Raw genomic sequence first — 24,512 nt, forward strand, 5'->3', positions numbered from 1 at the left:
CGGGTTCCGCGGGCATGCTCAGGGGCGGCAAAGGACTTCCGACCCGTGGCCCGGCATACACCGCGGGGCGCGGTGCGTGGAAGGATGACCGCAGCGCGCCGGTAGACGGCATCGCACACAACGAGACGGACGATACGAGGTCACGGGTGAGCGACAACCAGAACCTCCTTGCGGAGCAGCGCCGGGCACTGATCCTGGACGAGGTACGCCGACGCGGCGGAGTGCGCGTCAACGAACTGACCCGCAGGCTCAACGTGTCGGACATGACGGTGCGCCGCGACCTGGACGCACTGGCACGGCAGGGCGTCGTGGAGAAGGTCCACGGCGGCGCGGTGCCGGTGGTCGAGGCGAGCAGCCACGAGCCGGGCTTCGAGGCGAAGTCGGGCCTGGAGCTGGGTGCGAAGGAGGCCATCGCGACGGCCGCGGCGGCACTGGTTCCGCCGGGCAGCGCGATCGCCCTGGCGGGCGGTACGACCGCCTACGCGCTGGCGCACCACCTGCTGGACGTGCCGGACCTGACCGTGGTGACCAACTCGGTGCGGGTGGCGGACGTCTTCCAGTCCGGCCAGCGGCGGCCCGGTGCGAACCACGCGGAGGCCACGGCCACCGTGGTGATCACCGGCGGGGTGCGCACCCCGTCCGAGACGCTGGTCGGCCCGGTGGCCGACCGTGCCATCCAGGCACTGCACTTCGACCTGCTCTTCCTGGGCGTGCACGGCATCTCGGTGGAGGCGGGCCTGTCCACGCCGAACCTGGCGGAGGCCGAGACGAACCGCCACTTCGTGCGCTCGGCGCGCCGGGTCGTGGTGATCGCGGACCACACCAAGTGGGGCACGGTGGGCCTGAGTTCCTTCGCCGCACTGGAGGACGTGGACACCCTGGTGACGGACGCGGGCATCCCCGAGGTGCTGCGGGCGGAGATCTCGGAGCATCTGGCGGACCTGATCGTGGCGGGCGAGCCGACAGAGAGCTAGGGACGGCGCAAGAGAAGGGGGCGTGGCGCAGGCGCCACGCCCCTCGTGCCGGCCGCAGGGCTCAGCCGGTGATCCAGGACCAGGCGCGGCCGGGGGCCAGCAGGACCAGGACGACCGCGACGACCAGGACGATGCCGGCCAGCGCGCGCAGCCTGCGGGTGGAGTCGGTCATCGGCGGCTTGGGCGGGCGGTTGTCGGGCCGCCAGGCAGCGGCGGCCTGGGAGGGGGTGTGCGGCGGCTGCGGGCGGCGGCGCACCCAGCGGCGCGGTTCGGCCTCGGCGGCGCGCTCGTCCTCCTCGCGCAGCCGGCGGGCGACGATCCTGGCCCTGGCCGACGGCTCCTTGGGCGCGCTGGCCCGTATCGCACGCTCCGAGTCGTTGGCGAACTGCTCCCATACGTCGTCGGGCAGCGACGGCTCCTCGGCCGCGGGTGATGGTTCGGTGGTCACTCTGTGCTCTCGTCTCGTCCAGGCATGGCCGGGGCGGGCGAGCTGCACGCGGTCCCCCAACCGGCGAATCGATACTTCCTGTCACTTCTACCCGCCCGGCACCGGAAGTGACAAGTACGGTCCCGGCCGCCCCCGCGGGCAGCGGCCTCAGCGGTATTCGGCGAGCCGCGGCCGTACGCCGACGAGCACGAGGGCCGCGGCCAGGCCGAGCCCTCCCGCGGGCACCACCGGCCAGCCGTCCAGCGAGCTGCGGGCGTCGCCGGCGTGGGCGGAGAAGTCGTCCAGCTGCCGGGCCGCGAGCTTGTCGAGGGTGGTCGCGAAGTCCCAGAAGTCGAAGGCCACGTCTCCGCGGCCGACCTCGGTGAGGACCGCCGCGGCCTGCTCGGTGTCGCCGGACCGCTTCAGGGCGCGCAGCCTGGTGTCGTCCGCCCGGAAGTGGCCGTAGCGGGCCAGCACGTCCTGGTAGGCGGGGCGCTCGGCCCCGGTGGCGTAGCCGGCCGGTGCGAGCAGGGTGTCGAGGCGTTTGACGAGGCCGTCGAACTGCTTCTGGTCGGCGGCGCCGAAGGCCGTGTCGTGGACGAACCAGCGGCTCTCGGACGCCGCCGCCTGCGCGGCGACCGCGCGGGCCTCGGCCAGCCGGGTCCAGGGCCGCAGCCCCTGCCCGTCGGCGGCGTTCACCGCGTCGGCGGTGGCGGACAGCGCGAGACCGCCGGCGAGGGTCACGGCGACCGCCGCGGCGGTCGCGGCCAGCAGCGCCGGGTTGAAGCGCCTGCGGTATTCGCGCGCCATGTCCCACTGCCACCACAGCAGCACCGCGATCGCGGCCAGGCCCACTCCCCAGACGACCAGGGTCCAGCGGGCGGCGGCGTCGTGGGCCGCGGCGCGCTGGTCGTCGGCCTGCCGCTGGTAGGCCGCGGACAGCGCGTCGGCGGCGGGCAGCAGCTGGTCGTGCATGACGTTGCCCGCCTGAACGTTCATGGCGACGGCGAAGCGCGGCGGGTGGCCCGCGACCGGGTCGGGGTCCTGCTCGGCGACGTAGGCGGCCCGGCCGCTGAGGTCGTCGTAGCGGCCGAGGCCGTTGAGCAGGTCGGCGACCGCCTGCCCCTGGTCGCGGTCGGCGCCGAGCTGCCGCAGCAGGTCGCTGACCTGGCCGCGGCGCTGCTGTGCGGTGATCAGGGCGTTGAGCTGGTTGCCGACGATGACGTCAGGGTCGTTCGCGGAGTGGCCGGGTGCGAGGGTGTCGGCGCGCTGCGCGTCGAGGTCGGCGAGCGCGAAGCGCAGCTGGACGGCGACCGCGGCCCGTTCCGTGACGGTGGTGCGCAGCCGGGCGGTGTCGTGCCGCACGCCGGCCGCGCCGACCACGGCGACCGTGCACAGCGCGCCGAGCACGGCCAGGGACGCGACGGTGCGGACGCCGAGCCGGCGCGGGCCGGCGCCCAGCAGCCGCAGCCGCCGGCGCGGCCGGTACGACTCCGGCCTGACCGCGGGAGCGGGGGCGGTGGCGGTGGCCGCCGGGGCCGTGGCCTCCGCCGGCGCCGTTGCCGTTGCCGTCTGAGACGTCGTCATACCGCGAAGCTAGGCGCGGGCCGCGAAAGCCCGGTGTCCCCGGGGCGACCGCCGGGTGTCCTGGCCGTAACAGAACCGCAGCGAAGCCGTGGGGACCGCCGCCCGTGCCGGGCGCGGGCCGACGCGGTGTCAGGGGCCTTCCGCGGGCGGGTCCTGCGGCGCCTCCGCACGCCACAGCGGGTGCTCCTCGCGTGCCCACCAGCGCGGCACGTAGCCGGTGCGCAGTCCGCGCCGCGCCTCCGGGTCGATGCCGGCGAACCACACGTGCCCGGTGATGCCCGCGGCGAAGGCCAGCGCGAGCCAGTCGTGCACGAAGGTCGAGCCGGTGCGCCACACCAGCGGGGACAGCCGGGGGAACCACATGAGCACCCCGGTGCCCGCCATGATCAGCAGCGCGCCGGTGGCGAAGGCGGCATAGAGCTTCTGGCCTGCGTTGAACTTGCCCGCAAGGCTGGGCTCCCGGCGCCGGCGGCGCAGGGCGGTGCCCAGCCAGCGCCAGTCGTGCGGGAAGAAGCGGCCGAGGCGGCCCAGGTCGCTGCGGAAGGCCCGGGAGAGCAGGCCGAGCAACACCGGCGCGGGCACCGCGATCCCGGAGTACTCATGCAGGGTGACCAGGGTCCTGCGGCGGCCGACGATCTCGGCGAGCGGCGGGAAGTACAGGCAGGCGCCGGTCAGCACGCACACGCCGAGCAGCCAGCTCACCGAGCGGTGCACCCACTTCTCGGCGGGGGTGAAGCGGCGCAGCCTGGTGGTCAGGGTGTCACGAGGTGGGGTCATCACCGCGACCGTTCGACTTGCCGACCCAGGCGTCCACGTCGTAGCCGTAGCGCTCCCAGTAGCCGGTCTCGACGTCCTTGGTGACGGTGATGCCGGACAGCCATTTCGCGGACTTGTAGAAGTACATGGGCGCCGCGTAGAGCCGGACGGGGCCGCCGTGGGCGGCGGTGACCGGCTTGTCGTTCATGGTGAGCGCGACGAGGATGTCGGCGCGGCGGGCCTGGTCGAGGGTCAGGCTCTCGGTGTAGACGCCGTCGAAGCAGGTGAAGTGGACGGCGGTGCCGCCCGAGCGCACCCCCGCGGCGTCCAGCAGCGTGGACAGCCGCACCCCGGAGAAGGCGGTCTTCGGCACCCGCCAGCCGGTGACGCACTGGACGTCGCGCACCAGTCGGGTCTGCGGCAGGGCGCGCAGGTCGGCGAGCCGGTAGCCGGCGGGCCTGTCGACCAGGCCGCCGACGGTCAGCTTGTAGTCGCTCTCGCCGCGGTGCGGGATGGAGTTGGACACGGAGTAGAAGCGGAATCCGCCGCCGCCCGGCAGCAGTCCGGTGACCCCGGTGGGGTCCTTCGCGCTGACCGAGGCGAGGACGCTGTCCAACTTGTCCTGGACGGTGCCGCCGACGCCCACGCCGACCGCGCCGAGCCCGAGCATGCCCAGGACGACGCGCCGCCCCACGGGGGTGCCGCGGCCCTCTTCCGAGGGCTTCTGCTGTGCTGCGGGCGGTTCTTCCGGTGCCCTCACCGGCGGCGTGCGGTCGTCCATGCCTCGATTCGAGCACGCGAGGCGCCGTCTGGCCAGGGCTGCTTCCGCGGCGTCAGAATTCCGTCACATCCGCGGTGTCCGCGCGGGCCTCTTCCACGGCGGCGAGCAGTCCCGCCAGGGCCTCGCCGAAGGCGGCGGGGCGCTCCAGGTTGGGCAGGTGCCCCGCGCCGTCGATGACGGCGAGCCGCGCGCCGGGGATGCGCCGGTGCAGGTACTCGGCGTCGGCGACGGGCGTGAAGACGTCGTCGCTGCCGACGACGACCAGGGTGGGGACGGCGATGCCCGGCAGCGTCGGGGTGTAGTCGGGGCGCTCCGCCCGGCCGCGCAGCGCGGCTGCGGCGCCCTCGGGCGAGGCGGCCAGCATCATGCCGAGCACGTGCGCTGCCACGTCGGGCAGGTCCGCGACCGTCGCGGGCGACACCATCGAGTCCAGCACCTCGTGGGCGTAGTCGGACATGCCGTCGCGCAGCAACTGGTCGGCCCGCTCGTTGCGTTCCTTTTTGCCGTGCTCGGTCTCGCCCTGCGCGAAGGTGTCGGCAAGGACGAGGCCTGCGACCCGCTCGGGGAAGAGCCGGTGGAATTCCAGCACGATCTGACCGCCCATCGACAGCCCGCACAGCACGGCCCGCCGCTCGCCGAGGTGGTCGAGCAGCCCCGCGAGGTCCTCGGCGAAGGTGCTCAGCGGTGTCACGCCGGGGACGACCTGGGTGCCGCCGTAGCCGCGCAGGTCGGGGGTGACGACCCGGTGGCCGGGTGCCGCGTCCTGCTGGGGGCGCCACATGGTGCGGTCGAAGGGGTGGCCGTGGACCAGCAGCAGGGCGGTGCCGCCGCTCCCCGTGTCGTCGTAGGCCATGCTGATGCCGTTGATGAATGCGCTGCTCACCTGGGTTTTTCCCCTCTCCGGGCCGATGGTTCGATGCTAGGCACGGGGTATTTGCGAGGGCAATGATCTGATTTGATCTCGGTGTAATACGGTGGCGCGGGACGGGTCTGACATGGGCCTCGGAGCGGGGGTGCGGGCATGGTGCGGGACTTCCGTCGGGCGGCGGACGCGGTGGCGGCGCAGATCGCCGCGGGACGGCTGCGGCCGGGCGACCGGCTGCCGACGCAGCGGGCGTTCGCACGGCGGCACGGCATCGCCGAGTCGACGGCGAGCCGGGTCTACGCCGAACTCGCCCGCCGCGGCCTGGTCACCGGCGAGGTGGGCCGCGGCACGTTCGTACGCGCGGCGGGGCCGGCCGCGGACCCCGCACTGGCGGAACCCGCGGCGGCCCGGGTGGACCTGGAGCTGAACTACCCCGTCTCCGCGGGCCAGTCGGAGCTGCTGGCGGCGGGACTGGCCCGGCTGGCGCGGCCCGACGTGCTGGCCGCCGCCCTGCGTCCGTCGGGCGCCGCGGGCACACCTGCCGCGCGTGCTGCGGTCGCCGGGCTGCTGGCACGGCCGGGCTGGTCGCCCGACCCCGACGCGGTGCTTTTCGCGGGGAACGGCAGGCAGGCCATCGCCGCCGCGCTGGCCGCGCTGGTCAGGCCCGGCGGCCGGGTCGGTGTGGAGGCGCTGACCTATCCGGTGGTGAAGGCGGTCGCGGCACGGCTCGGCATCACGCTGGTGCCGCTGGAGTGCGACGGTGAGGGCCTGCTGCCCGGCGCGCTGGCCGCGGCCCACCGGGCCTCGCCGCTGGGCGCGGTCTACGTCCAGCCGACGCTGCACAACCCGCTGGGCACCACGATGCAGGACCGGCGCAGGGCCGAACTGGCCGCGGCATTGCGGGAGACGCGGCTGACCGCCGTCGAGGACGCGGTCTGGTCCTTCCTGCGCGAGGACGCGCCGCCGCCGCTCGCGGCCTACGCACCGGAGCGGGTGGTCCTGGCGGACAGCACCTCCAAGCGGCTCGCGCCCGGTCTGACGGTGGGCTTCGCCGTCGCCCCGCCAGGGCTGCGCGCCCCGGTGAGCGCGGCGCTGCGCTCGGGCGGCTGGGCCGCGGCCGGTTACGCCCTCGCCGCGGTGACCGGCTGGCTGTCCGACGGGTCCGCGACGACGATCGCCGCCGCCCGGCGGTCCGACGCGCGCCACAGGCAGCAGATCGCGGCGGACGCCCTGGCGGGCCTTGCGACGGGGTCCGGACCTGGTTCGTACTTCTGCTGGTGGGAGCTGCCGGCCCCGTGGCGCGCCGACACCTTCGTCGCCGCGGCGGCCCGGCACGGCATCGCGGTCACCCCGGCGGCGTCCTTCGTCGTGGGGCCGCACCGCACGCCGGCGGCGGTGCGGCTGGGGCTCGCCTCTCCCCCGCCGGAGGTGCTGCGCCGGGCGCTGACGACGCTGGCGGACCTGGCGCGGACCGGCCCCGACGATGTCGCGCCGGAGTAAGGATCCCGCCGGTCGGCGGTGCGGCCGGCCGCCCGCCGGATTCCGGATCGGCCAGGAGCTGAGCGGAAAGCGCTGGTCAAAGCCACCTGTCGCGACGAGTTGCGGGATTCCCCACATCGGGTGACGCTGATATCGCATCACGGAGTGCTGTAGCAGTCACTCTACGCAGTTTCGCTCAGGTGTTCCCATCGGAGCGGCGAAAGACCGGACCCCGCGAAGCGGAGCACGGCCCAGCCGCGGAGGGAGTCGCAGCCGTGATCATGCAAGCCGACCAGACCGACAGGACCGACCCGACCCACCGAACCGAACGCGAGTGCACCCTGGAACTGGAGGCGCACCCGTACCGGATCCAGCAGATCCGCCGCATCGTGTCCGCGCAGCTGCGCTACTGGCGGCTCGATCCGCTGATCGAGCCCGCGTCGAGTGCCACCAGCGAACTGCTGGCGAACGTGCACCGGCACGCCAAGCCCGACAAGAAGTGCGGTGTACGGCTGACCCTCGCCGACGACCGCCTCACCGTGGCCGTCTCCGACCACGACCCGCGGCTGCCGCAGCTGCGGCCGGTCGAGCCGATGGCCACCACAGGACGCGGCCTGACGATGGTCGAGGCGATGAGCGACAGCTGGGGCACGGACCTGCTCCCCGAGGACGCGGGCAAGGTCGTGTGGTTCGTCCTGCGCACCCCGCTCGCCGTGCCGACCCTGGTGCCGCTGAAGACCTCCGTGCCGTTCGAGCGCGCACTGCCAGAGCCCGAGCCGCTGCCCGAGGCGGTCGCCGTCGCCGCCGCGGCCTGACCGCCGGCGCCCGGTGCACCCGGTGAACGCGCCGACGCATCCGCAGGCACCCTGCCGGCCGGGCGCCGCCTCCCCACCAGGAGGCGGCGCCCGGCCCACGTGTGCGGCGGCACGTCACTCGGTGGCGATGGCCCGCAGGATGTCCAGCCGCGCCGCCCGCCGGGCCGGGCGCCAGCCCGCGAGCATCCCGGCGGCCACACCCACCAGCAGCACCACGGCCAGCGGCAGCGGCGGGACCGCGAAGGCGCCGGTGCCCGACCCGTCGGTGGCCTTGACCAGCGCCCAGCCCAGGAAGGTGCCCAGGCCCAGCCCGCCCGCGGTGCCGAAGGCGGCCACCACGACCGACTCCCAGCGCACCATCGCCCGCAGCTGGCCGCGGGTCTGCCCGACCGCGCGCAACAGGCCCAGCTCCCGGGTGCGTTCGTGCACCGCGAGGGTGAGGGTGTTGGCGATGCCCAGCAAGGCGATCAGCACGGCGAGCGCCAGCAGCGCGTAGATCAGGGTCAGGAAGGTGTCGATGCCCGCGGCGGACGACGTGGCGTACTCGCTCTTGGTCTGCACGTCCGGCGACCCGAAGGCGGTGACCGCCTCGGTGACCGCCGCCTTGCCCTGTGCCGTGGAGACCCCGTCGCGGAAGTCGATGGCGACGAGCGTGTCCTTGTCCTGGACCCGGTGCGGCTCCCATGCCGCGCGGCTGATCAGGTAGTTGCCGGCAAGGCCCGCCTGGTCGTAGACCGCGCCGACGGTGAAATCGACGCGCGTGCCGTCGGCGAAGGTCAGCGGGACCCTGCTGCCCGCGGCCAGGCCGCGCTTGTCGGCCTCGTCCTTGGCCACCGCGATCTGCGTGGTGCCCAGGTGCGCGAGCGAGCCCTGCACCTTGCCCAGGTCCAGCAGCCTGGACAGCGCCGCCGGGTCGGTCACCGTGAGCCTGCGGCCCGCCCCGTCCACCTCGGCGACGCCGACACCGAGGCCGACCGAGTCCTGGACCTCGGGCAGCTCGGCCACCGTGGTGGCCAGCTGCGGGCTCAGGCCCGCGCCGCCCGCCCCGTAGACCTGGGCGCTGATGGCGACGTCGCCGGCGAAGGAGCGGTCCACCGTCTGGTTCAGCGTCGCCTTCATCGACGCGCCGAGTACGGTGAAGACCGACACGACGGCCACGCCGATCATCAGCGCGGTCGCGGTGGCCGCGGTCCGCTTGGGGCTGCGCAGCGCGTTACGGCGGGCCAGCGACCCGGTCACCCCGCGCAGCCGGCCGACCGGCGCGCCCAGCACCCGTACCGCCACCGACGACGCGACCGGGCCGAGCACCACGAAGGCGGCCAGCGTCAGGACTGCGCCGAGCGCGGTGAGCGGCAGGTTGGGGCCTGCCGCGGCCCCGCCGACGGTCATGGCGACGCCCGCGACGGCGGTGCACAGGCCGATGGCGGCGCGGCGCCGGGAGCCGCCCGAGGTGTCGGTGGCGCTCTCCCGCAGCGCGGCGACCGGCGCGGTCCGCCCGGCGCGCACGGCCGGCGAGGCCGCGGACCCGAGGCAGACCAGCAGGCCCACGGCCAGCGGAACCGCCAGGGCCAGGACGTGGATCTGCAGCGCGCCCTTGGGGAAGGGGAAGCCGACCGCGGGGAAGAGCGCCTGCAGGCCTGCCGCGATGCCGATGCCGCCGAGCAGCCCTGCGGCGGTGGCGAGCACCGCGACCGCGGCGGCCTCGGCCATGGTCGAGCCGAGCACCTGGCGGCGGGTCGCGCCGAGAGCCCGCAGCAGGGCGTTCTCCCTGGTGCGCTGGGCCACGACGATCGCGAAGGTGTTGTGGATGCTGAAGGTGGCCACCAGCAGGGCGATGCCCGCGAAGACGGTCAGCAGGGTGGTGAAGATGTCGAGGAAGGCGCCGGAGGTGCTCTCCTGCGTCTCGTCGCTCGCCTGGGTTCCGGTGATGGCCTCGTAGTGCGCGGGCAGCACCTTGGCGACCCGCTCGGTGAGCTGCTGCTGGCTGATCCCGGGACCCGCCCTGACCTTGATGGTGGTGGCCTCGCCCGGCTTGGGCATCAGGTAGCGCTCGGCGTCCGCCCTGGTCATGCCCGCGTAGGTGGTCTGGCCCTCGCCGTCCTCGTTGCCGAAGGTGGCCACGCCGACGACGGTGACGTGCACCGGGTCGGGGGTGCGCAGCAGGGTGCGGTCGCCGATCTCCAGGCCGCCGCGCCTGGCCGCGTCCCGGTTGACCACGATCTCCCCCGGGGCCTTCGGCGCGTGGCCCTCGACGAGCTTGTACGGGTTCAGGCCCGGCTCGTCGATCCAGTTGCCCGCGACCGTGGGACCCCTGGTGTCCAGGGACTTGCCGTCCGCCTTGACCAGTTCGCCCGCGCCCTCGATGACGGGGGCGACCGCGGCGACGCCCGGCACCTTGCGGATCGCGTCGACCAGGCCGGTCGGCACAGGTTCGCGGGTCCCCTGGCCGGGGCCGGGTCCCGGGCCGGATGCCGTGACCTCGTCGGCACCGCGCACGACGGTGTCCGTACCGCTGTTGGCGTCGGCGAAGAGCTTGCCGAAGCTGGCCCGCAGCGTGTCGCCCATCACCATGGTGCCCGCCAGGAAGGCGACACCGAGGAAGACGGCGACGAAGGTGCCGGCGAAGCGCCGCTTGTGGGCGCGCAGTCCTGCCAGGCCGATACGCAGCGAGGCCCGGCCGGCGCCGGTGGACGCGCTGCGCGAACCCGCGGGGGTGCCGCCTGCGCGCGTGGGGCTGTTCATGAGGACGTGCCTCCCCCGCCGGCCGGGCGGCCGTCGAAGGCCTTCGTGTCGAAGGCCTTCATCCGGTCGAGGACGCGGCCCGCGGTGGGCGCGGTCATCATGTCGACAAGTCGCCCGTCTGCGAGGAAGACCACCTCGTCGGCGTGGGCGGCCGCGACCGGGTCGTGGGTGACCATGACGACGGTGCGGCCCATGTCGTGCACCGCCCGGCCGAGCAGGGCGAGGACCTCGCCGCCCGAGCGCGAGTCGAGGTTGCCGGTCGGCTCGTCGGCGAAGACCACCTCGGGGCGGCCGGCCAGCGCCCTGGCCACCGCGACCCGCTGCTGCTGGCCGCCGGACAGCTCGCTCGGGCGGTGCCGCAGCCGGTCGCGCAGCCCGACGACGTCGATCAGCGCGTCGATCCACTCGGCGTCCGGGCGCCGCCCCGCGAGGTCCAGCGGCAGCGTGACGTTCTCCGCGACGGTCAGCGTCGGGACCAGGTTGAAGGCCTGGAAGACGAAGCCGATCCGCTCCCTGCGCAGCAAGGTCAGCTGCCGGTCGCCCAGCGTGCCCAGCTCGGTGCCGCCGATCCAGGCCGACCCCGAACTGAGCGAGTCCAGTCCCGCGGCGCAGTGCATCAGCGTGGACTTGCCGGACCCGGACGGGCCCATGATCGCGGTGAAGCGCCCGGCGGGGAAGCCGACGGTCACCCCGTCCAGCGCCCGTACGGCAGCGTCGCCCGTGCCGTAGACCTTGGCCGCGTCCACGACCCGGGCCGCGGTGCCGTCCTCGGCGCCCGCGGCCGGGCCGGGACCGGTGTGGCGTGCCGTCAGCCCGCTCACTGCGCACCGCCCTTGGGGCCGCGGGAGCCGCGCGGGTCACGCGCGAAGTGCTCTTCGAGCACCGACATCCGCCGCCAGTACTCCTCCTCGTCGATCTCGCCGGAGGCGAACCGCCGTCCGAGCACCGCCATCGGGCTGTGCTCGGCGGTCGCCGCCGGCCTGGACTGCTGCCACGGTGCGCCGCGCCCGCGCCACACCGTGCGGCGCAGCACGGTGATCACGGCGGCCACCGCGAACACCCAGATCAGCGGGAAGAGCAGGATCCACGGGCCGGGGCCGCCCCCGTCGTGCCAGGCCAGGGTGTTCATGGTCGTCATCTCCTCGGTCGTGCCGGCTTCTCCCGACACCACCGAGCCTGGCTTTTCCCGCCGCTGAAATCGTCGTACGGCCAGCGGCACCGCGGCTGCTCCCGGCGGAGTACGCACGGGCCGCCCGCAAGTGCGCGGCGCTCCCCCGCTGCCCGCAGGACCGCGGAGCAGCCGCCGCTTCCCGCGGGCTCAACCGCCGCTTCCCGCGGGCTCAGCCGCCGAGGGCCGCGAGCGGGTCGTCGAGCACCGGCTGCCAGGCCAGTTCTGCCGCACCGACCAGGCTGTTGTGATCGAGTGCGCAGGCCAGCACCGGTACGCCGCCGCTGCGGCCCCACAGGCTGTGGTCGGCCACCACCGCGCGCAGCGCCTCGGGGTCGGCGTCGAGCAGGTGGCGGTGCAGGCCGCCGAGCAGGATGCGGTCGGGGTTGAGGACGTTGACCATGCCCGCGAGGCCGCGGCCCAGCCGGTCGATCAGGACGTGCGCCGCAGACTTGACGGCCGGGTCGGCGTACTCCGTGCGGAGCAGGTCGCGGCACTGTTCGAGCAGCGACACCTCGGGGCCCGGGTCGCGGCCTGCCGCTTCGAGGAAGGCCAGCGGGTCCGCCTCGACGTCCAGGCAGCCGCGGCTGCCGCAGTGGCAGGGGCGCCCGTCGGGCTGCACGGTGAGGTGGCCGACCTCCAGCGCCAGGCCGGAACTGCCGGTGTGCAGGCGGCCGTCGAGGACCAGGGCGCCGCCGACGCCGCGGTGCCCCGAGGCGACGACCAGCAGGTGCTGGGCGCCGCGCCCCGCGCCGTGCCGGTGTTCGGCGAGCGCGGCCACGTTGACGTCGTTGCCGACGAAGGAGGCGACCGGTTCGCCGCCGGGGCCGAGGATGCCCACCCGGGCGATCTGGCCGGCGAAGACCTCGCGCACCGGGGCGCCCGCGGGCCAGGCCAGGTGCAGCGGGTTGAGCGCGGTGCCCTCGGGCTCGGCGACCGCGGACGGCACCGCGAGGCCCGCGCCGACGCAGACCCGCCCCGACCCGTGGAGCAGCCCCGCGCCCGCCTCGACGACCGCGCCCAGCACGTGCGCCGGGTCGGCCGGCACGGTCATGGAGCCGGGTGCGGTGGCCACGATCTCCCCGCCGAGGCTCACCAGCGCGGCCCTGAAGCCGTCCGCGTGGACCTGCGCGGCCAGCACGACCGGCCCCTGCGGTGCCACGTCGAGCCGGTGCGAGGGGCGGCCCTGCGCGCCGGAGGGGCCGCTGGGCCGGGTGTCCACCCGGATGAGCCCCAGTGCCTCCAGCTCGGCGGCGACCGCGCCCGCGGTGGCGCGGGTCACTCCGAGTTCCGCGGTGAGCAGTGCGCGGGTCGCCGCGCGGCCGGTGTGCACGAGGGAGAGCGCGGGACCGAGTGCACCGCGGCCCCGCTCAAGCCTTGTCCGAATCTGTGTCACCCCCCTATTCTGACTTTGTGCCGACGGTAAACAAAATAGGGACGACCCGGGGCCGATCCCGCCGAACTCCCGCAACCGACCCTGTCCTGCGCCGCCTGCGCATCGCCCTGACCGTCTTCTTCGCCGTCGACGGCTTCCTCTTCGCCGGCTGGGTGGTGCGCATCCCGGCCATCAAGGCCCAGGTCGGCGCCTCCGCCGGCCAGCTGGGCCTGGCGCTGCTCGGCGTGTCCGCGGGCGCGGTCGCCACGATGGTGCTCACCGGGCGGCTCTGCCGCCGGTTCGGCAGCGACCGGGTCACCGTGGCCACCGGCATCGTGATGTCGCTGAGCATCGCCCTGCCGCCCCGAACGCACTCGGCACTCGCACTCGGCCTGGTCCTGCTGGTGTTCGGCGTATCGTACGGCGGTCTCAACGTCGCCATGAACAGCGCCGCCGTCGAACTCGTCGCGGCACTGCGCCGCCCGGTGATGTCCAGCTTCCACGCCGCCTACAGCTGCGGCAGCCTCGTCGGCGCAGGTCTGGGCGGACTTCTGGCGCCGCACCTGTCGCCCGCCGACCACCTGCTGCTGCTCACCGCCCTCGGGCTGCTCACCGTCGGCTTCGCCGGGCGCGTCCTGCTGGCCCACCCGATCGGGGGACAGCCCGAAGGCGTCGACACCGTGGCCGCGGCGCCAGGCGCCGGACCGCGCGGCACCCGCAGCGCCACCCTGCTGGTCGTCGTCTTCGGCCTGATCGCGACCTGCTCGTCCTACGGGGAGGGCGCACTTGCCGAGTGGGGGCCGCTGCACATCCAGCAGGACCTGCACGGCGGCCCGGGCATCGCGGCGGCCGGATACGCGGCGGTCGCGGCGGCCATGACGCTGGGCCGGCTGTCCGGCACCGCGCTGCTGGAACGCCTCGGCCAGACCCGGGTCCTGGTCCTCGGCGGGCTCACGGCGGCCGGCGGCATGCTGCTCGGCGCGCTGGCGCCGGTGATCCCGCTGGTGATCCTGGGCTTCGCGCTCACGGGCATCGGCCTGGCCAACAGCTTCCCGACCGCCATGGCCAGGGCAGGCGCGCTGACCGGACCCAGCGGTGTGGCCGCCGCGTCCACCTTCGGCTACGGGGGCATGCTGCTCGGCCCGCCCTCGATCGGCTTCCTCACCGACGCCGCCGGGCTGCCGATCGCGCTGACCACGGTGGCGGCGCTCGCCGCGGTCGCGGCGGGGATCGCGTATGCGGTACGCAACAGCGGGCGCCCGGCGTAAGGGTGCATGCTGGGGGCCTGCCGCGGGAGACCGCCGCCCGCGGCAGGCCCGAGGAGGAGGAGGAGCGATGCGCATACCGACCTGGCTGACCGACGCCACCCGCCCGGTGCACCGGGAGCGGGTGTCCCGGATCTACCTGCTGATGGTCGGCGTCGCGACGGCGCTGCTGCTTCTGGACACGGCACTGGTCTCGCACCGGCACGCTTCGCCGGTGGCCTTCCTGCTGCTGGTGGTGACCCTGCCGTGGACGCCGCTGCTGTGGTCGCTCGCCGCCTCGGTGGGCGGGCTGGACGTCCAGACGACGGCCTTCGGCTGGACGGGCTGGACCCTCGCGGTGGCCTCCGCCCTGGTCTCGGCCGTCGTCAACGCCCTGCTGCTCGGCTACGCGGCCCGGATCGCCCGCCGCCGGAAGGTCACACCTGGGCGGGCTTGACCAGCATCCGCTCCAGCACGGCGCGGTGGCCCGGCTTGGCCTGCTCGTAGCGGCGCCGGCCGCTGTCGGTGATGCCCACGGAGACGCCGCGCCGGTCCTCGCTGCAGATGCCGCGGTCGACGAGGCCCTCCTTCTCCAGCCTGGCGACCAGCCGCGACAGCGCGCTCTGGCTCAGATGCACCCGGTCGGCCAGCTCCTGCACACGGAAGGTGCAGCCGCCGTCGGCAGGGTCGCCGGCGAGGACGTCGAGCACCTCGAAGTCACTCGCGCAGAGCCCGTACTGATGCAGCTCACGGTCGAGTTCGCACGCGGTGCGCGCGTGGATGGCGAGGATCTCCCGCCACTCGCGCTCCAGCGCCCGCTCACCCTTGTCCATGGTCATGCCCGCAGGGTAGCAGAAAACGGACCCCGATGCACGAACATTAAGTGCACTTGCATCTGATGCGTATGCATGTAATGTACGCCCCATGACCTCTCCGTCTACTCCGTCCACTACCGTCCCCCGGACCGAAGAGCGATGGAGCGCCCTGCAGTGGGGCACACTCTTCGTGCTCTGCGGCGCGCTGTTCCTCGACGCACTCGACGTCTCGATGGTCGGCGTGGCGCTCCCCTCGATCGGCGACGACCTCAACCTGTCCACCAACTCCCTGCAGTGGGTCGTCAGCGGCTACATCCTCGGTTACGGCGGGCTCCTGCTCCTCGGCGGCCGGGCGGCCGACCTGCTCGGCAGGCGGCGCGTCTTCCTCGTCGCGCTCGGCGTCTTCGCCGTGGCCTCGCTGCTCGGCGGTCTCGTCGACTCGGGCTCGCTGCTGATCGCCACCCGCTTCGTCAAGGGCCTGAGCGCGGCCTTCACCGCGCCCGCGGGCCTGTCCATCATCACCACCACCTTCGCCGAGGGTCCGGTGCGCAACCGCGCCCTGACCATCTACTCCAGCTGCGGCGCCACCGGCTTCTCCATGGGCCTGGTGCTCTCCGGCTTCCTGACCGAGGCGGGCTGGCGCTGGACCATGCTGCTGCCCGCGCCGGTCGCGCTGATCGCCCTGATCGCCGGCCTGAAGCTCATCCCGAAGTCCCCTCGGGAGAGCACGAAGGGCAGAGGCTACGACCTTCCCGGCGCCGTCACCGGCACCGCGTCGATGCTGCTGCTGGTCTTCACCGTGGTCTCCGCGCAGAGCGCCGGGTGGGCCTCGGCCCGCACGCTCGGCTCCTTCGCCGGGGTCGCGGCGCTGCTCGCCGCGTTCGTCGTCACCGAGCAGCGGTCCGCGCACCCGCTGATCAGGCTCGGCGTGCTCCGCTCGTCCAACCAGGTCCGGGCCAACCTCGGAGCCGCGACCTTCTTCGGCTCCTACGTCGCCTTCCAGTTCCTGGTCACGCAGTACCTGCAGAACGTGCTCGGCTACAGCGCCATGCAGACCGCGCTCGCCTTCCTGCCCGCCGGCTCGCTGGTCGCGATCCTGTCCACCCGGATGGGTCCGATCGTCGACCGGTTCGGCACCCCGAGGGTGATCGCCGCCGGCTTCGTCGCGCTCGTCACCGGATACGCGCTCTTCCTGCGGATCGACCTGCACCCGAACTACGCGGCGGTGATCCTGCCGTCGATGCTGCTGCTGGGTGCCGCCTTCGCACTGGCCTTCCCCTCGCTCAACATCCAGGCCACCAACGGGGTCAAGAACGAGGAGCAGGGCATGGTCTCCGGCCTGCTCAACACCTCCTTCCAGGTCGGCGGGGCGATCTTCCTGGCCGTCGTCACGGCGGTGGTCACCGCCCACGCCGGCGGACCTGCGGGCGGCAAGCAGGCCATCCTGGACAGCTACCGGCCCGCCCTGTGGGTGGTCGCCGGGATCGGCGTGGCCGGCCTGCTGCTCACCCTCACCGGCCTGCGCAGGCGGCGGCCGTCGTACGGCATCCTCGTCGCGTCCTCGGCCGAGGACGAGGCGCGGCGGGCCGCGCGCGGTGAGGGCTCGGTGTCTGACTCCGGGTCCGGCTCCGGCTCCGTGGAGGTTGCGTCTTCCACCTCGGCGTCGGCCGCCCCTGGCTCCGCTTCCGGCTCGGGGAGGGCGGGGCGCGACTGACCCGGGGCGTGTCCGCGGACACGCGGCGGGCACGCAATGGGTACTCGCTGGGTACGCCTTCCGCCGCCGGCCCGGTCCCGCACGCTCTGTGCGGGGCCGGGCCGGCGGCGGCGGTGCGGACGCGTGACCGCGGACGTGGGGTGAGGGGGTCGGCGGTACGGGGCCGCGCCGATGGTACGAGGGCGCGGCGGTGGTACGGGGCGGGCTCCGTCCGGCGTCAGCCGAGCCAGCCCGGGCGTACGAGACCGGACTCGTAGGCCAGGACGACCAGTTGGGCGCGGTCCCGGGCTCCCAGTTTGACCATGGCCCGGCTCACATGGGTCTTCGCGGTGAGCGGGCTGACCACCAGGCGGCGGGCGATCTCCTCGTTGGACAGGCCGATGCCGGCCAGGGCCATCACCTCGCGTTCCCGCTCGGTGAGCTGGTCGAGGGCGCCGGCCGCCGCCGGCTCCTTGGAGCGGGCGGCGAATTCGGCAATGAGCCGCCGCGTGACGCCGGGCGAGAGCAGCGCGTCGCCGTCCACCACGGCACGGACCGCCCGCAGCAGCTCGGCCGGCTCGGTGTCCTTGACCAGGAATCCCGAGGCCCCGGCGCGGATGGCCTCGAAGACGTACTCGTCCAGCTCGAAGGTGGTCAGCACGACCACCTTCACCTCCGCCAGGGCGGCGTCCCCGGTGATGTGGCGCGTCGCGGCCAGACCGTCCATCACCGGCATGCGGATGTCCATCAGCACCGCGTCCGGGCGCGCCTCGCGTACTGTGCGCAGCGCCTCCTGCCCGTCGGCCGCCTCCCCGACGACCTCGATGTCGCTCTGCGCGTCCAGCAGCGCCCGGAAGCCGGCCCGCACCAGCACCTGGTCGTCGGCCAGCACCACTCGGATCATGGACGCTCGTCCCCCGCTCTCATCCCGGCTGCGCCGTCCGTGCCTGCACCGCCGACGGCTCCCTGCTGCTGTTGTCCTTGCTGCTGTTGCTGTTGCTGTTGCTGCTTTTGCTCCCGCTCCCGGCTCTGCCCTGACCGGGAGCTGCCTTGCTGCGGCTCGGCCGGTGCGGTCCGCGCGGGGGCGGCCCGGACGCGGGCCGGGTCGGCGGGCGCCGGTTCTGCGGGGGGCTCGGGGGCGCCGAGGGGGAGGCGGGCCAGGACGCGGAAGCCGCCGTCCGGGCGCAGCCCGGTCTCGACGGTGCCGCCCAGCGCGGCCGCACGCTCGCGCATGCCGACCAGGCCGTTGCCGCCGCCGCTCTCGCCGCCGGCCACCGCCGGCCCCTCGTCGTCCACCTGTACCTGCACACAGCCCGGCAGGTAGCCCAGGGCGATGCGGGCGATGCGCGATCCGGAGTGCCGCACGACGTTGGTCAGCGCCTCCTGGACGATACGGAAGGCGGCCAGGTCGGCGCCGGGGGGCAGCGGCACCGGCTCGCCCTCGACGCTCACCTCGGTGCGCAGCCCGGCCGACGCCGCCTGCTCCAGCAGTTCGGGCAGCCGGTCGAGCCCGGGGGCCGGCGCCCGCGGTGCCTCGCCGGGTGCGCGCAGCGTGCTGAGCACCTGCCGCACCTCTCCCAGCGCTTCCTTGCTGGCCGCCTTGATGGTGGTCAGGGCGGTGCGGGCCTGTTCCGGCCGCTCGTCCATCAACGCCAGGGCCACCCCGGCCTGCACGTTGATCAGCGAGATGCTGTGCGCCAGGACGTCGTGCAGTTCCCGGGCGATCCGCATCCGCTCCTCGTCCACCTGGCGCCGCTCGGCCTCGGCCCGCTCCCGCCGCTCCCTGGCGATGCGCTCGCGCCGCACCCGGAAGAGCTCGGCCCCCGCGAGCACGGCGAGCAGCCAGGCTGCCGCGCCCGACAGCTCCTGCCAGGACGTGCGGCTGTCGCCGGACGGCGGCAGCCAGCGGTAGAGCCACTCGCCGACCAGGGTGTGGGCGGCGAAGGCGCTGCCGGCGATGACCAGTACGGCTCTGCGGTGCCCGGCGGCCACCGCGCTGAAGAAGGACACGACCAGGCTGGCGAAGACCGGTCCGTAGGGGTAGCCGAGGACGGTGTAGAGGAGGGTCACCACGGCGACGGCCGCGGCCACCTCGACCGGTTTGCGGCGGCGGAGCAGCAGAAGTGCGGGGCCGGCGAGCAGCAGCAGGTAGCCGAGCCAGTCGAGGTCGACGCGCAGCGTCTGGTGCCGCCCGGCCACGCCGGAGCCGGCGACCTGGACGAAGGCCAGCGCCAGCGCGGGCACCCAGAGCGAGGGCAGGCCCCGGCGGCCCCGGCCCGCGGGGAAGCGCCCGCGCTGCGGCGGCCCCGGCTGCACCTCGTACGTCATGCGTCCACGCTAGACCGCGGCCCGCGGGACCGGCGTCCGCTGCGCGGGGGCACTGCGGCTACTTCGCCGGGAGTACACCGCCCGCGACGACCGGTCCGGCCGCCTCCTCCGCCGCGGCGCCTTCGGGTATGGGGGTACCCCGGGAGTCCTCGCCGCCGGTCGGCAGCCCCACCTGTGCGGCGAGCGCGACCGCGGCCTGGTCGAAGAACTCGCCGCGCGCCTCCACAACCCGGTTGAACTGCCCGAAGACCTCGAAGCTGACGATGCCGAAGACCTGCGCCCAGGCGGCGACGAGTGCGGCGATCACCCGTATCGGCAGCTCGGGGGCCAGCTCGGCGGCGAGCCGTCCCGCGTCGGCGCGTACCGGCCCTGCGAGCGGCCGGCCGGTCGGCTCGCCGAGCACGCCCGCGGTGTGGGCGTCGCGGGCGACCGACACCAGCGCGAGGCCGACCCGGGAGGCGGGTGCCACGGTGTCCTGGGGCGCGGAGTAGCCGGGCACCGGCGAGCCGTAGATCAGGGCGTACTCATGGGGGTGGCCGACCGCCCAGTCGCGGGCGGCCCGGCAGACGGCGACCCAGCGGTCGACGGGTTCGGCGGCGGGCTGCCTGCGGTCGACCGCGGCCAGCGCCTCCTCGGCCGCCGCGCCGACCGCGTCGTAGGCGTCGATGATCAGCGCGGTGAGCAGGTCGTCGCGGCTGGGGAAGTAGCGGTAGAGGGCGGAGGACGCCATGCCCAGCTCGCGGGCGACCGCACGCAGCGACAGCCCCGCGGGGCCGTGCGCGCCCAGCTGCCGCGAGGCCTCTTCCTTGATGGCCGCGGTGATCTCCACCCGCGCCCGCTCCCTGGCTCCTCTGATCGCACTCATGGAGCCAGTGTGCCATCTCAGAGAGCGATGACCAAGAACGAGATCCCTGAAAAAATTGGAGAGCGGTGCTCTTGCTTTTGGCCGGGTGATCCGGGCACACTGTTCTCAAGCGAGAGCACCGCTCACAGAATCGGGAGAGTCCATCATGTCCGAGCAGGTCCAGCACGTTCAGAAGCCCGGCTGGTTCACCGTCAACGTCTTCAACCGCGCCGTCGCCTTCCTCACCCGCCGCGGTTTCAGCGTCTGGGGTTCGCGGGTGCTGGCGGTCCGCGGCCGCAAGAGCGGGGAGTGGCGGACGACCCCGGTCAACGTGCTCACCCTGGACGGCGAGCGCTACCTGGTCGCCCCGCGCGGCCACGTCCAGTGGACGCACAACATGCGGGCGGCCGGCGGCGGGCGGCTGTATCTGGGGAAGAAGACCGAGGAGTTCACCGCGGTGGAGGTCACCGACGACGACAAGACGCCGGTCCTGCGCGGATACCTCAAGCGCTGGAAGGCGGAGGTGGGCGTCTTCTTCGGCGGTGTCGGCGCGGATTCGACCGACGAGGAGCTGCGGGCCATAGCGCCCCGGCACCCGGTCTTCCGGATACGGCAGGCAGGCGAGGCCGAGGTCGGCAGCGCGGAGGGGAGCCGGAGCGCGGGCCGGTGACGGCGCCGGGGAGCGCGGACCCGTGCCCGCCGCCCCGGCCGCCGCCGGGCGCAGGCCGTCAGGCCCGGTTCACACTGTCCAGTGCCCGGCGGGCCATCGGGTGGGTGCGGACGAGTTCGGCCAGCGACCGCTTGCCGCGGGTGATGCCGGCGAAGGCGCGCCAAGCCGGCGGGAAGGTGGTGAGGGCCGCGTGCAGCAGTCCCGGGCGGCGTTCGAAGAGGGTGAGCATCCGGCGGCCGACGCCCATCTCGACGCCGAGGCCGGCTTTGACGGCGAAGGCGTAGTTGAGCGCCTGGCGGCGGGCGTCCACCGCGTCGTGCGACTCGGCGATGCGCACGGCCCACTCGCCCGCGAGCCGGCCCGAGCGCAGCGCGTAGGAGATGCCCTCGCGGGTCCAGGGCTCCAGCAGGCCGGCCGCGTCGCCGCAGACCAGCACCCGGCCGCGGGACAGCGGCGAGTCGTCGGCGCGGCAGCGGGTCAGGTGCCCGCTGGAGACGCTGGGCTCGAAGCCGGCCAGGCCGAGGCGGGCGATGAAGTCGTCCAGGTAGCGCTTGGTGGCGCCGCCGTCGCCGCGGGCCGAGATGACGCCGACGGTGAGGGAGTCGCCCTTGGGGAAGACCCAGCCGTAACTGCCGGGCAGCGGACCCCAGTCGATGAGGACCCGGCCGCTCCAGTCCTCCGCCACGGAGGCCGGGACGGGGATCTCCGCTTCGAGGCCGAGGTCGACCTGGTCGAGCTTGACCCCGACGTGGGCTCCTATCCGGCTGGCGCTTCCGTCGGCGCCGACCACGGAGCGGGCGTAGACGATCTCCTCGTCGCGCTTGCCCGCCGCTCCCCCGCTGCCGTTCACTATCACCGCAACCGTGCGCCGGTCGGGGACTCCTGGACCGTGCTGCTCCACCCGGGAGACGGTCACACCGGTGCGCACCTCGGCGCCGGCCTCGCGGGCCGCGTCGACCAGAGCTGCGTCGAATTCGGGGCGGTTGATCAGCCCGAAGAGCATCTGCCGGGAGCGCTTGGTCCTGGACAGCCGCCCGTTGAGGCTGAAGGTGACGGCGTGCACCCGCTCGCGCAGCGGCAGTTCGAAACCGGGCGGCAGCGCGTCCCGCGAGGGGCCGATGATGCCGCCGCCGCAGGTCTTGTACCTGGGGAGTTCCGCCTTCTCCAGCAGCAGGACCCGGCGGCCGGTGACAGCTGCCGCATGGGCTGCCGACGCTCCCGCGGGGCCTGCGCCGATCACGACGACGTCCCAGACCGTCGGCGTCCCGCCGTCCCCCGCACCACTGTCCTGCGCCGCCTGCTCACCGCTCACGTCTGATTCCGCTCCCGCTCGCCCGTACGGCTGTCGTCGCCCCTGCTCAGGGCATCCTATTGCGCCCGTCGGGGTCGGCTCGCTGTGGCACCATCGGCAGCGACCCATCGAGTGCACCAACGACCACAGAAGTCCCCCGATTCCTGCAAGGAGCAGCCCATGCCGTCCGTTCCGCTGTCCGAGACCGTGGCCGCACTGATGCCACGTGCACGCACCGAGCTGGCAGAGCTGGTGTCGTACGCGTCGGTGGCCGACTGGCGGCAGTTCCCGCGCAGCGAGAGCGAGAAGGCCGCGGGCTGGGTGGCGGACGCGCTGCGGGCCGAGGGCTTCCAGGAGGTGGCCCTGCTCGACACGCCGGACGGCACCCAGTCGGTCTACGGCGTGCTGCCAGGACCCGCGGGTGCGCCGACGGTGCTGCTGTACGCGCACTACGACGTGCAGCCGCCGCTGGACGAGTCGGCATGGCTGTCCCCGCCCTTCGAACTGACGGAACGTGACGGCCGGTGGTACGGCCGGGGTGCCGCGGACTGCAAGGGCGGGGTGCTGATGCACCTGACGGCGCTGCGGGCGCTGCGGGAGCAGGGCGGTGTCCCGGTGACGGTCAAGGTGGTCGTGGAGGGCTCGGAGGAGCAGGGCACCGGCGGGCTGGAAAGGTACGCGGAGGAGCACCCCGACCTGCTCACCGCCGACGCGATCGTGATCGGTGACGCGGGCAACTTCCGGGTGGGGCTGCCGACGGTGACGTCGTCGCTGCGCGGCATGGTGAAGCTGGACGTGCGGGTCGCCACCCTTGAGGGCAATCTGCACTCCGGGCAGTTCGGCGGCGCGGCGCCCGACGCGCTGGCGGCGCTGATCAGGATGCTCGACTCGCTGCGGGACGCCTCGGGGGCGACCACCATCGACGGCCTCGACGGCTCCGGCAGCTGGACCGGACTGACGTATCCCGAGGAGGACTTCCGCCGGGATGCGAAGGTGCTCGACGGGGTGGAGCTGGTCGGCACCGGCAGTGTCGCGGACCGCATCTGGGCGCGTCCGTCGGTGACGGTGCTGGGCATCGACGCCCCGCCGGTCGTCGGCGCCACACCGTCGGTGCAGGCCGCGGCGGGCGCGCAGGTGAGCGTGCGGGTGCCGCCCGGTATGACGGCGGATCACGCGGCGCAGGCGCTGACCGCGCACCTGCTCAAGGCGGCGCCCTGGGGCGCCCGGGTCGAGGTGACCCAGTCCGGCATCGGCCAGCCCTTCCAGGCCGACACCACAAGTCCCGCCTACTCCGCGATGGCCGACGCGATGCGTGAGGCATACGGGCAGGACCTGGCGATCGCCGGGCAGGGCGGTTCCATCCCGCTGTGCAACACGCTGGGCACGCTGTATCCGCAGGCGGAGATCCTGCTGATCGGGCTGAGCGAGCCGGAGGCGCAGATCCACGCGGTCAACGAGAGCGTGTCGCCGCAGGAGTTGGAGCGGCTGGCGCTGGCGGAGGCGGTCTTCCTGCAGCGCTATGCCGCGTCGAAGGCGCCCGCGGCCGGCTGACCAGGCAGGCGGCGAAGTCGGCGGGTCCCGCCCCGCGCTCGGGGCGGGGCGGGACCGGCCTGCGGGTCACTCGGCGGGGTGGCCTGCTTCGAGGTTGAGCGGGCGGCCCTGCTCACGGGCGCGCAGCGCCCAGCGCAGCCGGTCGAGCCGGACCGGCGGCAGCAGGTCGGCGGCCTCGTCCTCGGTGACGAAGCGCCAGCCGCGCAGTTCCGCGGGCGGCAGCAGCAGCCGGCCGATGTCGGCGGTCGGCACCCGCCCGCCGTCGAAGAGCAGCCGCAGTCCGCCGTGGGCCGGCGGCTGCGGGGGTTCCCAGTCGACCACGAGCAGTTCGAGCCCGCGGGTCAGTTCGAGGCCCAGTTCCTCGGCGACTTCACGGCGGCCGGCGCGTGCCGGCGACTCGCCGCGCTCGACGACGCCGCCGGGGAATTCCCAGCCGGGCTTGTAGGTGGGGTCGACGAGCAGCACCCGGTCGGCGTCGTCGAAGAGCAGCACTCCGGCGGCCACCGTCTCGGCCCGCGGCTCGGGGGTCTGCACGATGCCGCAGGCCCCGGCTCCCCGGCCGACGGCCTCAGTGAGCCGCAGCGCCGTCTCCCGCGGAGTGAGTCCCGCGGTGTGCAGGACATGGGCGTCGAGCGCCAGCCAGGGCAGCGCGTCGAGGTAGTCGGGGATGCGGTCCAGTGCCCAGCGGCGGGCGGCGTCGCCCACCGGGGTGTGGTCAGGGTGGTGTGTCGTTGCGGCGATACGGCTGCGCAGGATCGTTTCTCCCGGGTCGAGCAGCAGATGCCGGACCTCGATCCCGCGGGAGGCCAGCCCGCCGAAGATCTCGTCGCGGTGCTCCTGCCGCAGCAGCGTCATCGGGACCACGAGGACCCCTCCGACCTCGGCCAGCAGCGCGGCGGCGGTCTCGATCACCAGCCGCCGCCAGATGGGGAGTTCCTGGTAGTCGGTGACCTCCTGGAGCCGCTTTTCCGGCAGCAGTTGCCGCACACAGCTCCCGAGCACGTCGGGGTCGTACAGGGTGCTCTCCGGTACGAGGTCGAGCATCTCCCGTGCGGCGCTGGTCTTGCCCGCACCGAACGCCCCGTTCACCCAGATGATCACGGTGCC

At 74.2% G+C, this 24,512-nt stretch carries 23 protein-coding genes; 8 read left to right on the forward strand and 15 right to left on the reverse strand.

Features of this window, described 5'->3' with window-relative positions; genetic code table 11:
- The first annotated feature begins 146 nt into the window (after positions 1–146).
- Positions 147–974, forward strand: a complete 828-nt coding sequence (locus JT723_RS26025; RefSeq protein ID WP_205047222.1) for a DeoR/GlpR family DNA-binding transcription regulator — start codon at positions 147–149, stop codon at positions 972–974.
- A 61-nt stretch (positions 975–1,035) separates the two neighbouring features.
- Here the strand turns inward: JT723_RS26025 and JT723_RS26030 are convergent, their stop codons facing one another.
- The 5 genes from JT723_RS26030 to JT723_RS26050 form a co-directional block, all read right to left on the reverse strand.
- Positions 1,036–1,422 (reverse strand): hypothetical protein, encoded by a 387-nt coding sequence (locus JT723_RS26030; protein ID WP_205047292.1) that lies wholly within the window; start codon positions 1,420–1,422, stop codon positions 1,036–1,038.
- 147 nt (positions 1,423–1,569) lie between these two features.
- Complete coding sequence (locus JT723_RS26035) at positions 1,570–2,988, reverse strand: hypothetical protein (RefSeq protein ID WP_205047223.1); 1,419 nt, start codon at positions 2,986–2,988, stop codon at positions 1,570–1,572.
- A 129-nt stretch (positions 2,989–3,117) separates the two neighbouring features.
- Positions 3,118–3,765 (reverse strand): cytochrome b/b6 domain-containing protein, encoded by a 648-nt coding sequence (locus JT723_RS26040; RefSeq protein WP_205047224.1) that lies wholly within the window; start codon positions 3,763–3,765, stop codon positions 3,118–3,120.
- Entirely contained in the window at positions 3,749–4,525 is a 777-nt protein-coding gene (locus tag JT723_RS26045) for a molybdopterin-dependent oxidoreductase (RefSeq protein WP_205047225.1), read from the reverse strand. Before JT723_RS26045 ends, JT723_RS26040 begins: the two co-directional genes overlap by 17 nt.
- 52 nt (positions 4,526–4,577) lie before the next feature.
- Entirely contained in the window at positions 4,578–5,378 is an 801-nt protein-coding gene (locus JT723_RS26050) for an alpha/beta fold hydrolase (RefSeq protein WP_205047285.1), read from the reverse strand.
- Between the two features lie 171 nt (positions 5,379–5,549).
- Between JT723_RS26050 and JT723_RS26055 the strand changes: the two genes are divergently transcribed.
- Positions 5,550–6,890 (forward strand): aminotransferase-like domain-containing protein, encoded by a 1,341-nt coding sequence (locus tag JT723_RS26055; RefSeq protein ID WP_491697040.1) that lies wholly within the window; start codon positions 5,550–5,552, stop codon positions 6,888–6,890.
- Positions 6,891–7,150: 260 nt separating this feature from the next.
- Positions 7,151–7,684, forward strand: a complete 534-nt coding sequence (locus tag JT723_RS26060; RefSeq protein WP_205047286.1) for an ATP-binding protein — start codon at positions 7,151–7,153, stop codon at positions 7,682–7,684.
- 114 nt (positions 7,685–7,798) lie between these two features.
- On the opposite strand, the gene JT723_RS26065 is transcribed toward JT723_RS26060, so the two are convergent.
- The 4 genes from JT723_RS26065 to JT723_RS26080 all read right to left on the reverse strand — a co-directional run bounded on the left by JT723_RS26065 (position 7,799) and on the right by JT723_RS26080 (position 12,990).
- Complete coding sequence (locus JT723_RS26065; protein ID WP_205047227.1) at positions 7,799–10,426, reverse strand: ABC transporter permease; 2,628 nt, start codon at positions 10,424–10,426, stop codon at positions 7,799–7,801.
- Positions 10,423–11,238: an ABC transporter ATP-binding protein gene (locus JT723_RS26070; protein WP_240166212.1), complete on the reverse strand. Its 816-nt coding sequence runs from the start codon at positions 11,236–11,238 to the stop codon at positions 10,423–10,425. The genes JT723_RS26065 and JT723_RS26070 overlap by 4 nt, the downstream gene beginning before the upstream one ends.
- Before the next feature lie 5 nt (positions 11,239–11,243).
- Positions 11,244–11,555, reverse strand: coding sequence for an SHOCT domain-containing protein (locus tag JT723_RS26075; protein WP_205047287.1), 312 nt, complete (start codon positions 11,553–11,555; stop codon positions 11,244–11,246).
- 211 nt (positions 11,556–11,766) lie between these two features.
- Positions 11,767–12,990 carry an ROK family protein gene (locus tag JT723_RS26080; RefSeq protein WP_205047229.1) on the reverse strand — a complete coding sequence of 408 codons (1,224 nt, stop codon included), beginning with the start codon at positions 12,988–12,990 and terminating at the stop codon, positions 11,767–11,769.
- Between the two features lie 17 nt (positions 12,991–13,007).
- On the opposite strand from JT723_RS26080, the gene JT723_RS26085 reads away from it, so the two are divergent.
- Together JT723_RS26085 and JT723_RS26090 are read left to right on the forward strand one after the other, a co-directional pair.
- A complete protein-coding gene (locus JT723_RS26085) occupies positions 13,008–14,237 on the forward strand; it encodes an MFS transporter (RefSeq protein WP_205047230.1) in 1,230 nt (409 codons plus the stop codon).
- A 67-nt stretch (positions 14,238–14,304) separates the two neighbouring features.
- Positions 14,305–14,670, forward strand: coding sequence for an SCO4225 family membrane protein (locus tag JT723_RS26090; protein ID WP_205047231.1), 366 nt, complete (start codon positions 14,305–14,307; stop codon positions 14,668–14,670).
- Here the strand turns inward: JT723_RS26090 and JT723_RS26095 are convergent.
- Complete coding sequence (locus tag JT723_RS26095; protein WP_205047232.1) at positions 14,651–15,052, reverse strand: MarR family winged helix-turn-helix transcriptional regulator; 402 nt, start codon at positions 15,050–15,052, stop codon at positions 14,651–14,653. The genes JT723_RS26090 and JT723_RS26095 overlap by 20 nt on opposite strands.
- An 85-nt stretch (positions 15,053–15,137) precedes the next feature.
- On the opposite strand from JT723_RS26095, the gene JT723_RS26100 reads away from it, so the two are divergent.
- Positions 15,138–16,742 carry an MFS transporter gene (locus tag JT723_RS26100; RefSeq protein WP_205047233.1) on the forward strand — a complete coding sequence of 535 codons (1,605 nt, stop codon included), beginning with the start codon at positions 15,138–15,140 and terminating at the stop codon, positions 16,740–16,742.
- Between the two features lie 217 nt (positions 16,743–16,959).
- Here the strand turns inward: JT723_RS26100 and JT723_RS26105 are convergent, their stop codons facing one another.
- Genes JT723_RS26105 through JT723_RS26115 form a run of 3 tightly spaced genes read right to left on the reverse strand, consistent with a single transcriptional unit; the run spans position 16,960 to position 19,914 of the window.
- A complete protein-coding gene (locus tag JT723_RS26105) occupies positions 16,960–17,625 on the reverse strand; it encodes a response regulator transcription factor (RefSeq protein ID WP_205047234.1) in 666 nt (221 codons plus the stop codon).
- On the reverse strand, positions 17,622–19,049 hold the full coding sequence (locus JT723_RS26110) for a sensor histidine kinase (protein WP_240166195.1): 1,428 nt from the start codon (positions 19,047–19,049) through the stop codon (positions 17,622–17,624). The genes JT723_RS26105 and JT723_RS26110 overlap by 4 nt, the downstream gene beginning before the upstream one ends.
- 58 nt (positions 19,050–19,107) lie before the next feature.
- The gene (locus tag JT723_RS26115; RefSeq protein ID WP_205047235.1) at positions 19,108–19,914 is read right to left on the reverse strand and encodes a TetR/AcrR family transcriptional regulator; all 807 of its coding nucleotides are present in this window, start codon (positions 19,912–19,914) and stop codon (positions 19,108–19,110) included.
- A 145-nt stretch (positions 19,915–20,059) separates the two neighbouring features.
- On the opposite strand from JT723_RS26115, the gene JT723_RS26120 reads away from it, so the two are divergent.
- The gene (locus JT723_RS26120) at positions 20,060–20,563 is read left to right on the forward strand and encodes a nitroreductase family deazaflavin-dependent oxidoreductase (protein ID WP_205047236.1); all 504 of its coding nucleotides are present in this window, start codon (positions 20,060–20,062) and stop codon (positions 20,561–20,563) included.
- Between the two features lie 58 nt (positions 20,564–20,621).
- Here JT723_RS26120 and JT723_RS26125 read toward each other — a convergent pair whose 3' ends face one another.
- Positions 20,622–21,875: a geranylgeranyl reductase family protein gene (locus JT723_RS26125; protein ID WP_251512649.1), complete on the reverse strand. Its 1,254-nt coding sequence runs from the start codon at positions 21,873–21,875 to the stop codon at positions 20,622–20,624.
- Positions 21,876–22,034: 159 nt separating this feature from the next.
- On the opposite strand from JT723_RS26125, the gene JT723_RS26130 reads away from it, so the two are divergent.
- A complete protein-coding gene (locus JT723_RS26130; protein ID WP_205047238.1) occupies positions 22,035–23,405 on the forward strand; it encodes a dipeptidase in 1,371 nt (456 codons plus the stop codon).
- A 66-nt stretch (positions 23,406–23,471) separates the two neighbouring features.
- Here the strand turns inward: JT723_RS26130 and JT723_RS26135 are convergent, their stop codons facing one another.
- Complete coding sequence (locus tag JT723_RS26135) at positions 23,472–24,506, reverse strand: NUDIX hydrolase (RefSeq protein ID WP_205047239.1); 1,035 nt, start codon at positions 24,504–24,506, stop codon at positions 23,472–23,474.
- Positions 24,507–24,512 lie beyond the last annotated feature (6 nt).

This window comes from Actinacidiphila bryophytorum, assembly GCF_016916835.1.
Lineage (GTDB): Bacteria > Actinomycetota > Actinomycetes > Streptomycetales > Streptomycetaceae > Actinacidiphila > Actinacidiphila bryophytorum.

What these genes read in the sequence shown, in the direction of transcription:
- JT723_RS26035 (WP_205047223.1), bottom strand. Translation starts at nt 2,988, where the DNA reads ATGACGACGTCTCAGACGGCAACGGCAACGGCGCCGGCGGAGGCCACG.
- JT723_RS26100 (WP_205047233.1), top strand. Translation starts at nt 15,138, where the DNA reads ATGACCTCTCCGTCTACTCCGTCCACTACCGTCCCCCGGACCGAAGAG.
- JT723_RS26060 (WP_205047286.1), top strand. Translation starts at nt 7,151, where the DNA reads ATGCAAGCCGACCAGACCGACAGGACCGACCCGACCCACCGAACCGAA.
- JT723_RS26045 (WP_205047225.1), bottom strand. Translation starts at nt 4,525, where the DNA reads ATGGACGACCGCACGCCGCCGGTGAGGGCACCGGAAGAACCGCCCGCA.
- JT723_RS26130 (WP_205047238.1), top strand. Translation starts at nt 22,035, where the DNA reads ATGCCGTCCGTTCCGCTGTCCGAGACCGTGGCCGCACTGATGCCACGT.
- JT723_RS26090 (WP_205047231.1), top strand. Translation starts at nt 14,305, where the DNA reads ATGCGCATACCGACCTGGCTGACCGACGCCACCCGCCCGGTGCACCGG.
- JT723_RS26105 (WP_205047234.1), bottom strand. Translation starts at nt 17,625, where the DNA reads ATGATCCGAGTGGTGCTGGCCGACGACCAGGTGCTGGTGCGGGCCGGC.
- JT723_RS26095 (WP_205047232.1), bottom strand. Translation starts at nt 15,052, where the DNA reads ATGACCATGGACAAGGGTGAGCGGGCGCTGGAGCGCGAGTGGCGGGAG.
- JT723_RS26075 (WP_205047287.1), bottom strand. Translation starts at nt 11,555, where the DNA reads ATGAACACCCTGGCCTGGCACGACGGGGGCGGCCCCGGCCCGTGGATC.
- JT723_RS26050 (WP_205047285.1), bottom strand. Translation starts at nt 5,378, where the DNA reads ATGGCCTACGACGACACGGGGAGCGGCGGCACCGCCCTGCTGCTGGTC.
- JT723_RS26040 (WP_205047224.1), bottom strand. Translation starts at nt 3,765, where the DNA reads ATGACCCCACCTCGTGACACCCTGACCACCAGGCTGCGCCGCTTCACC.
- JT723_RS26110 (WP_240166195.1), bottom strand. Translation starts at nt 19,049, where the DNA reads ATGACGTACGAGGTGCAGCCGGGGCCGCCGCAGCGCGGGCGCTTCCCC.
- JT723_RS26115 (WP_205047235.1), bottom strand. Translation starts at nt 19,914, where the DNA reads ATGAGTGCGATCAGAGGAGCCAGGGAGCGGGCGCGGGTGGAGATCACC.
- JT723_RS26120 (WP_205047236.1), top strand. Translation starts at nt 20,060, where the DNA reads ATGTCCGAGCAGGTCCAGCACGTTCAGAAGCCCGGCTGGTTCACCGTC.
- JT723_RS26065 (WP_205047227.1), bottom strand. Translation starts at nt 10,426, where the DNA reads ATGAACAGCCCCACGCGCGCAGGCGGCACCCCCGCGGGTTCGCGCAGC.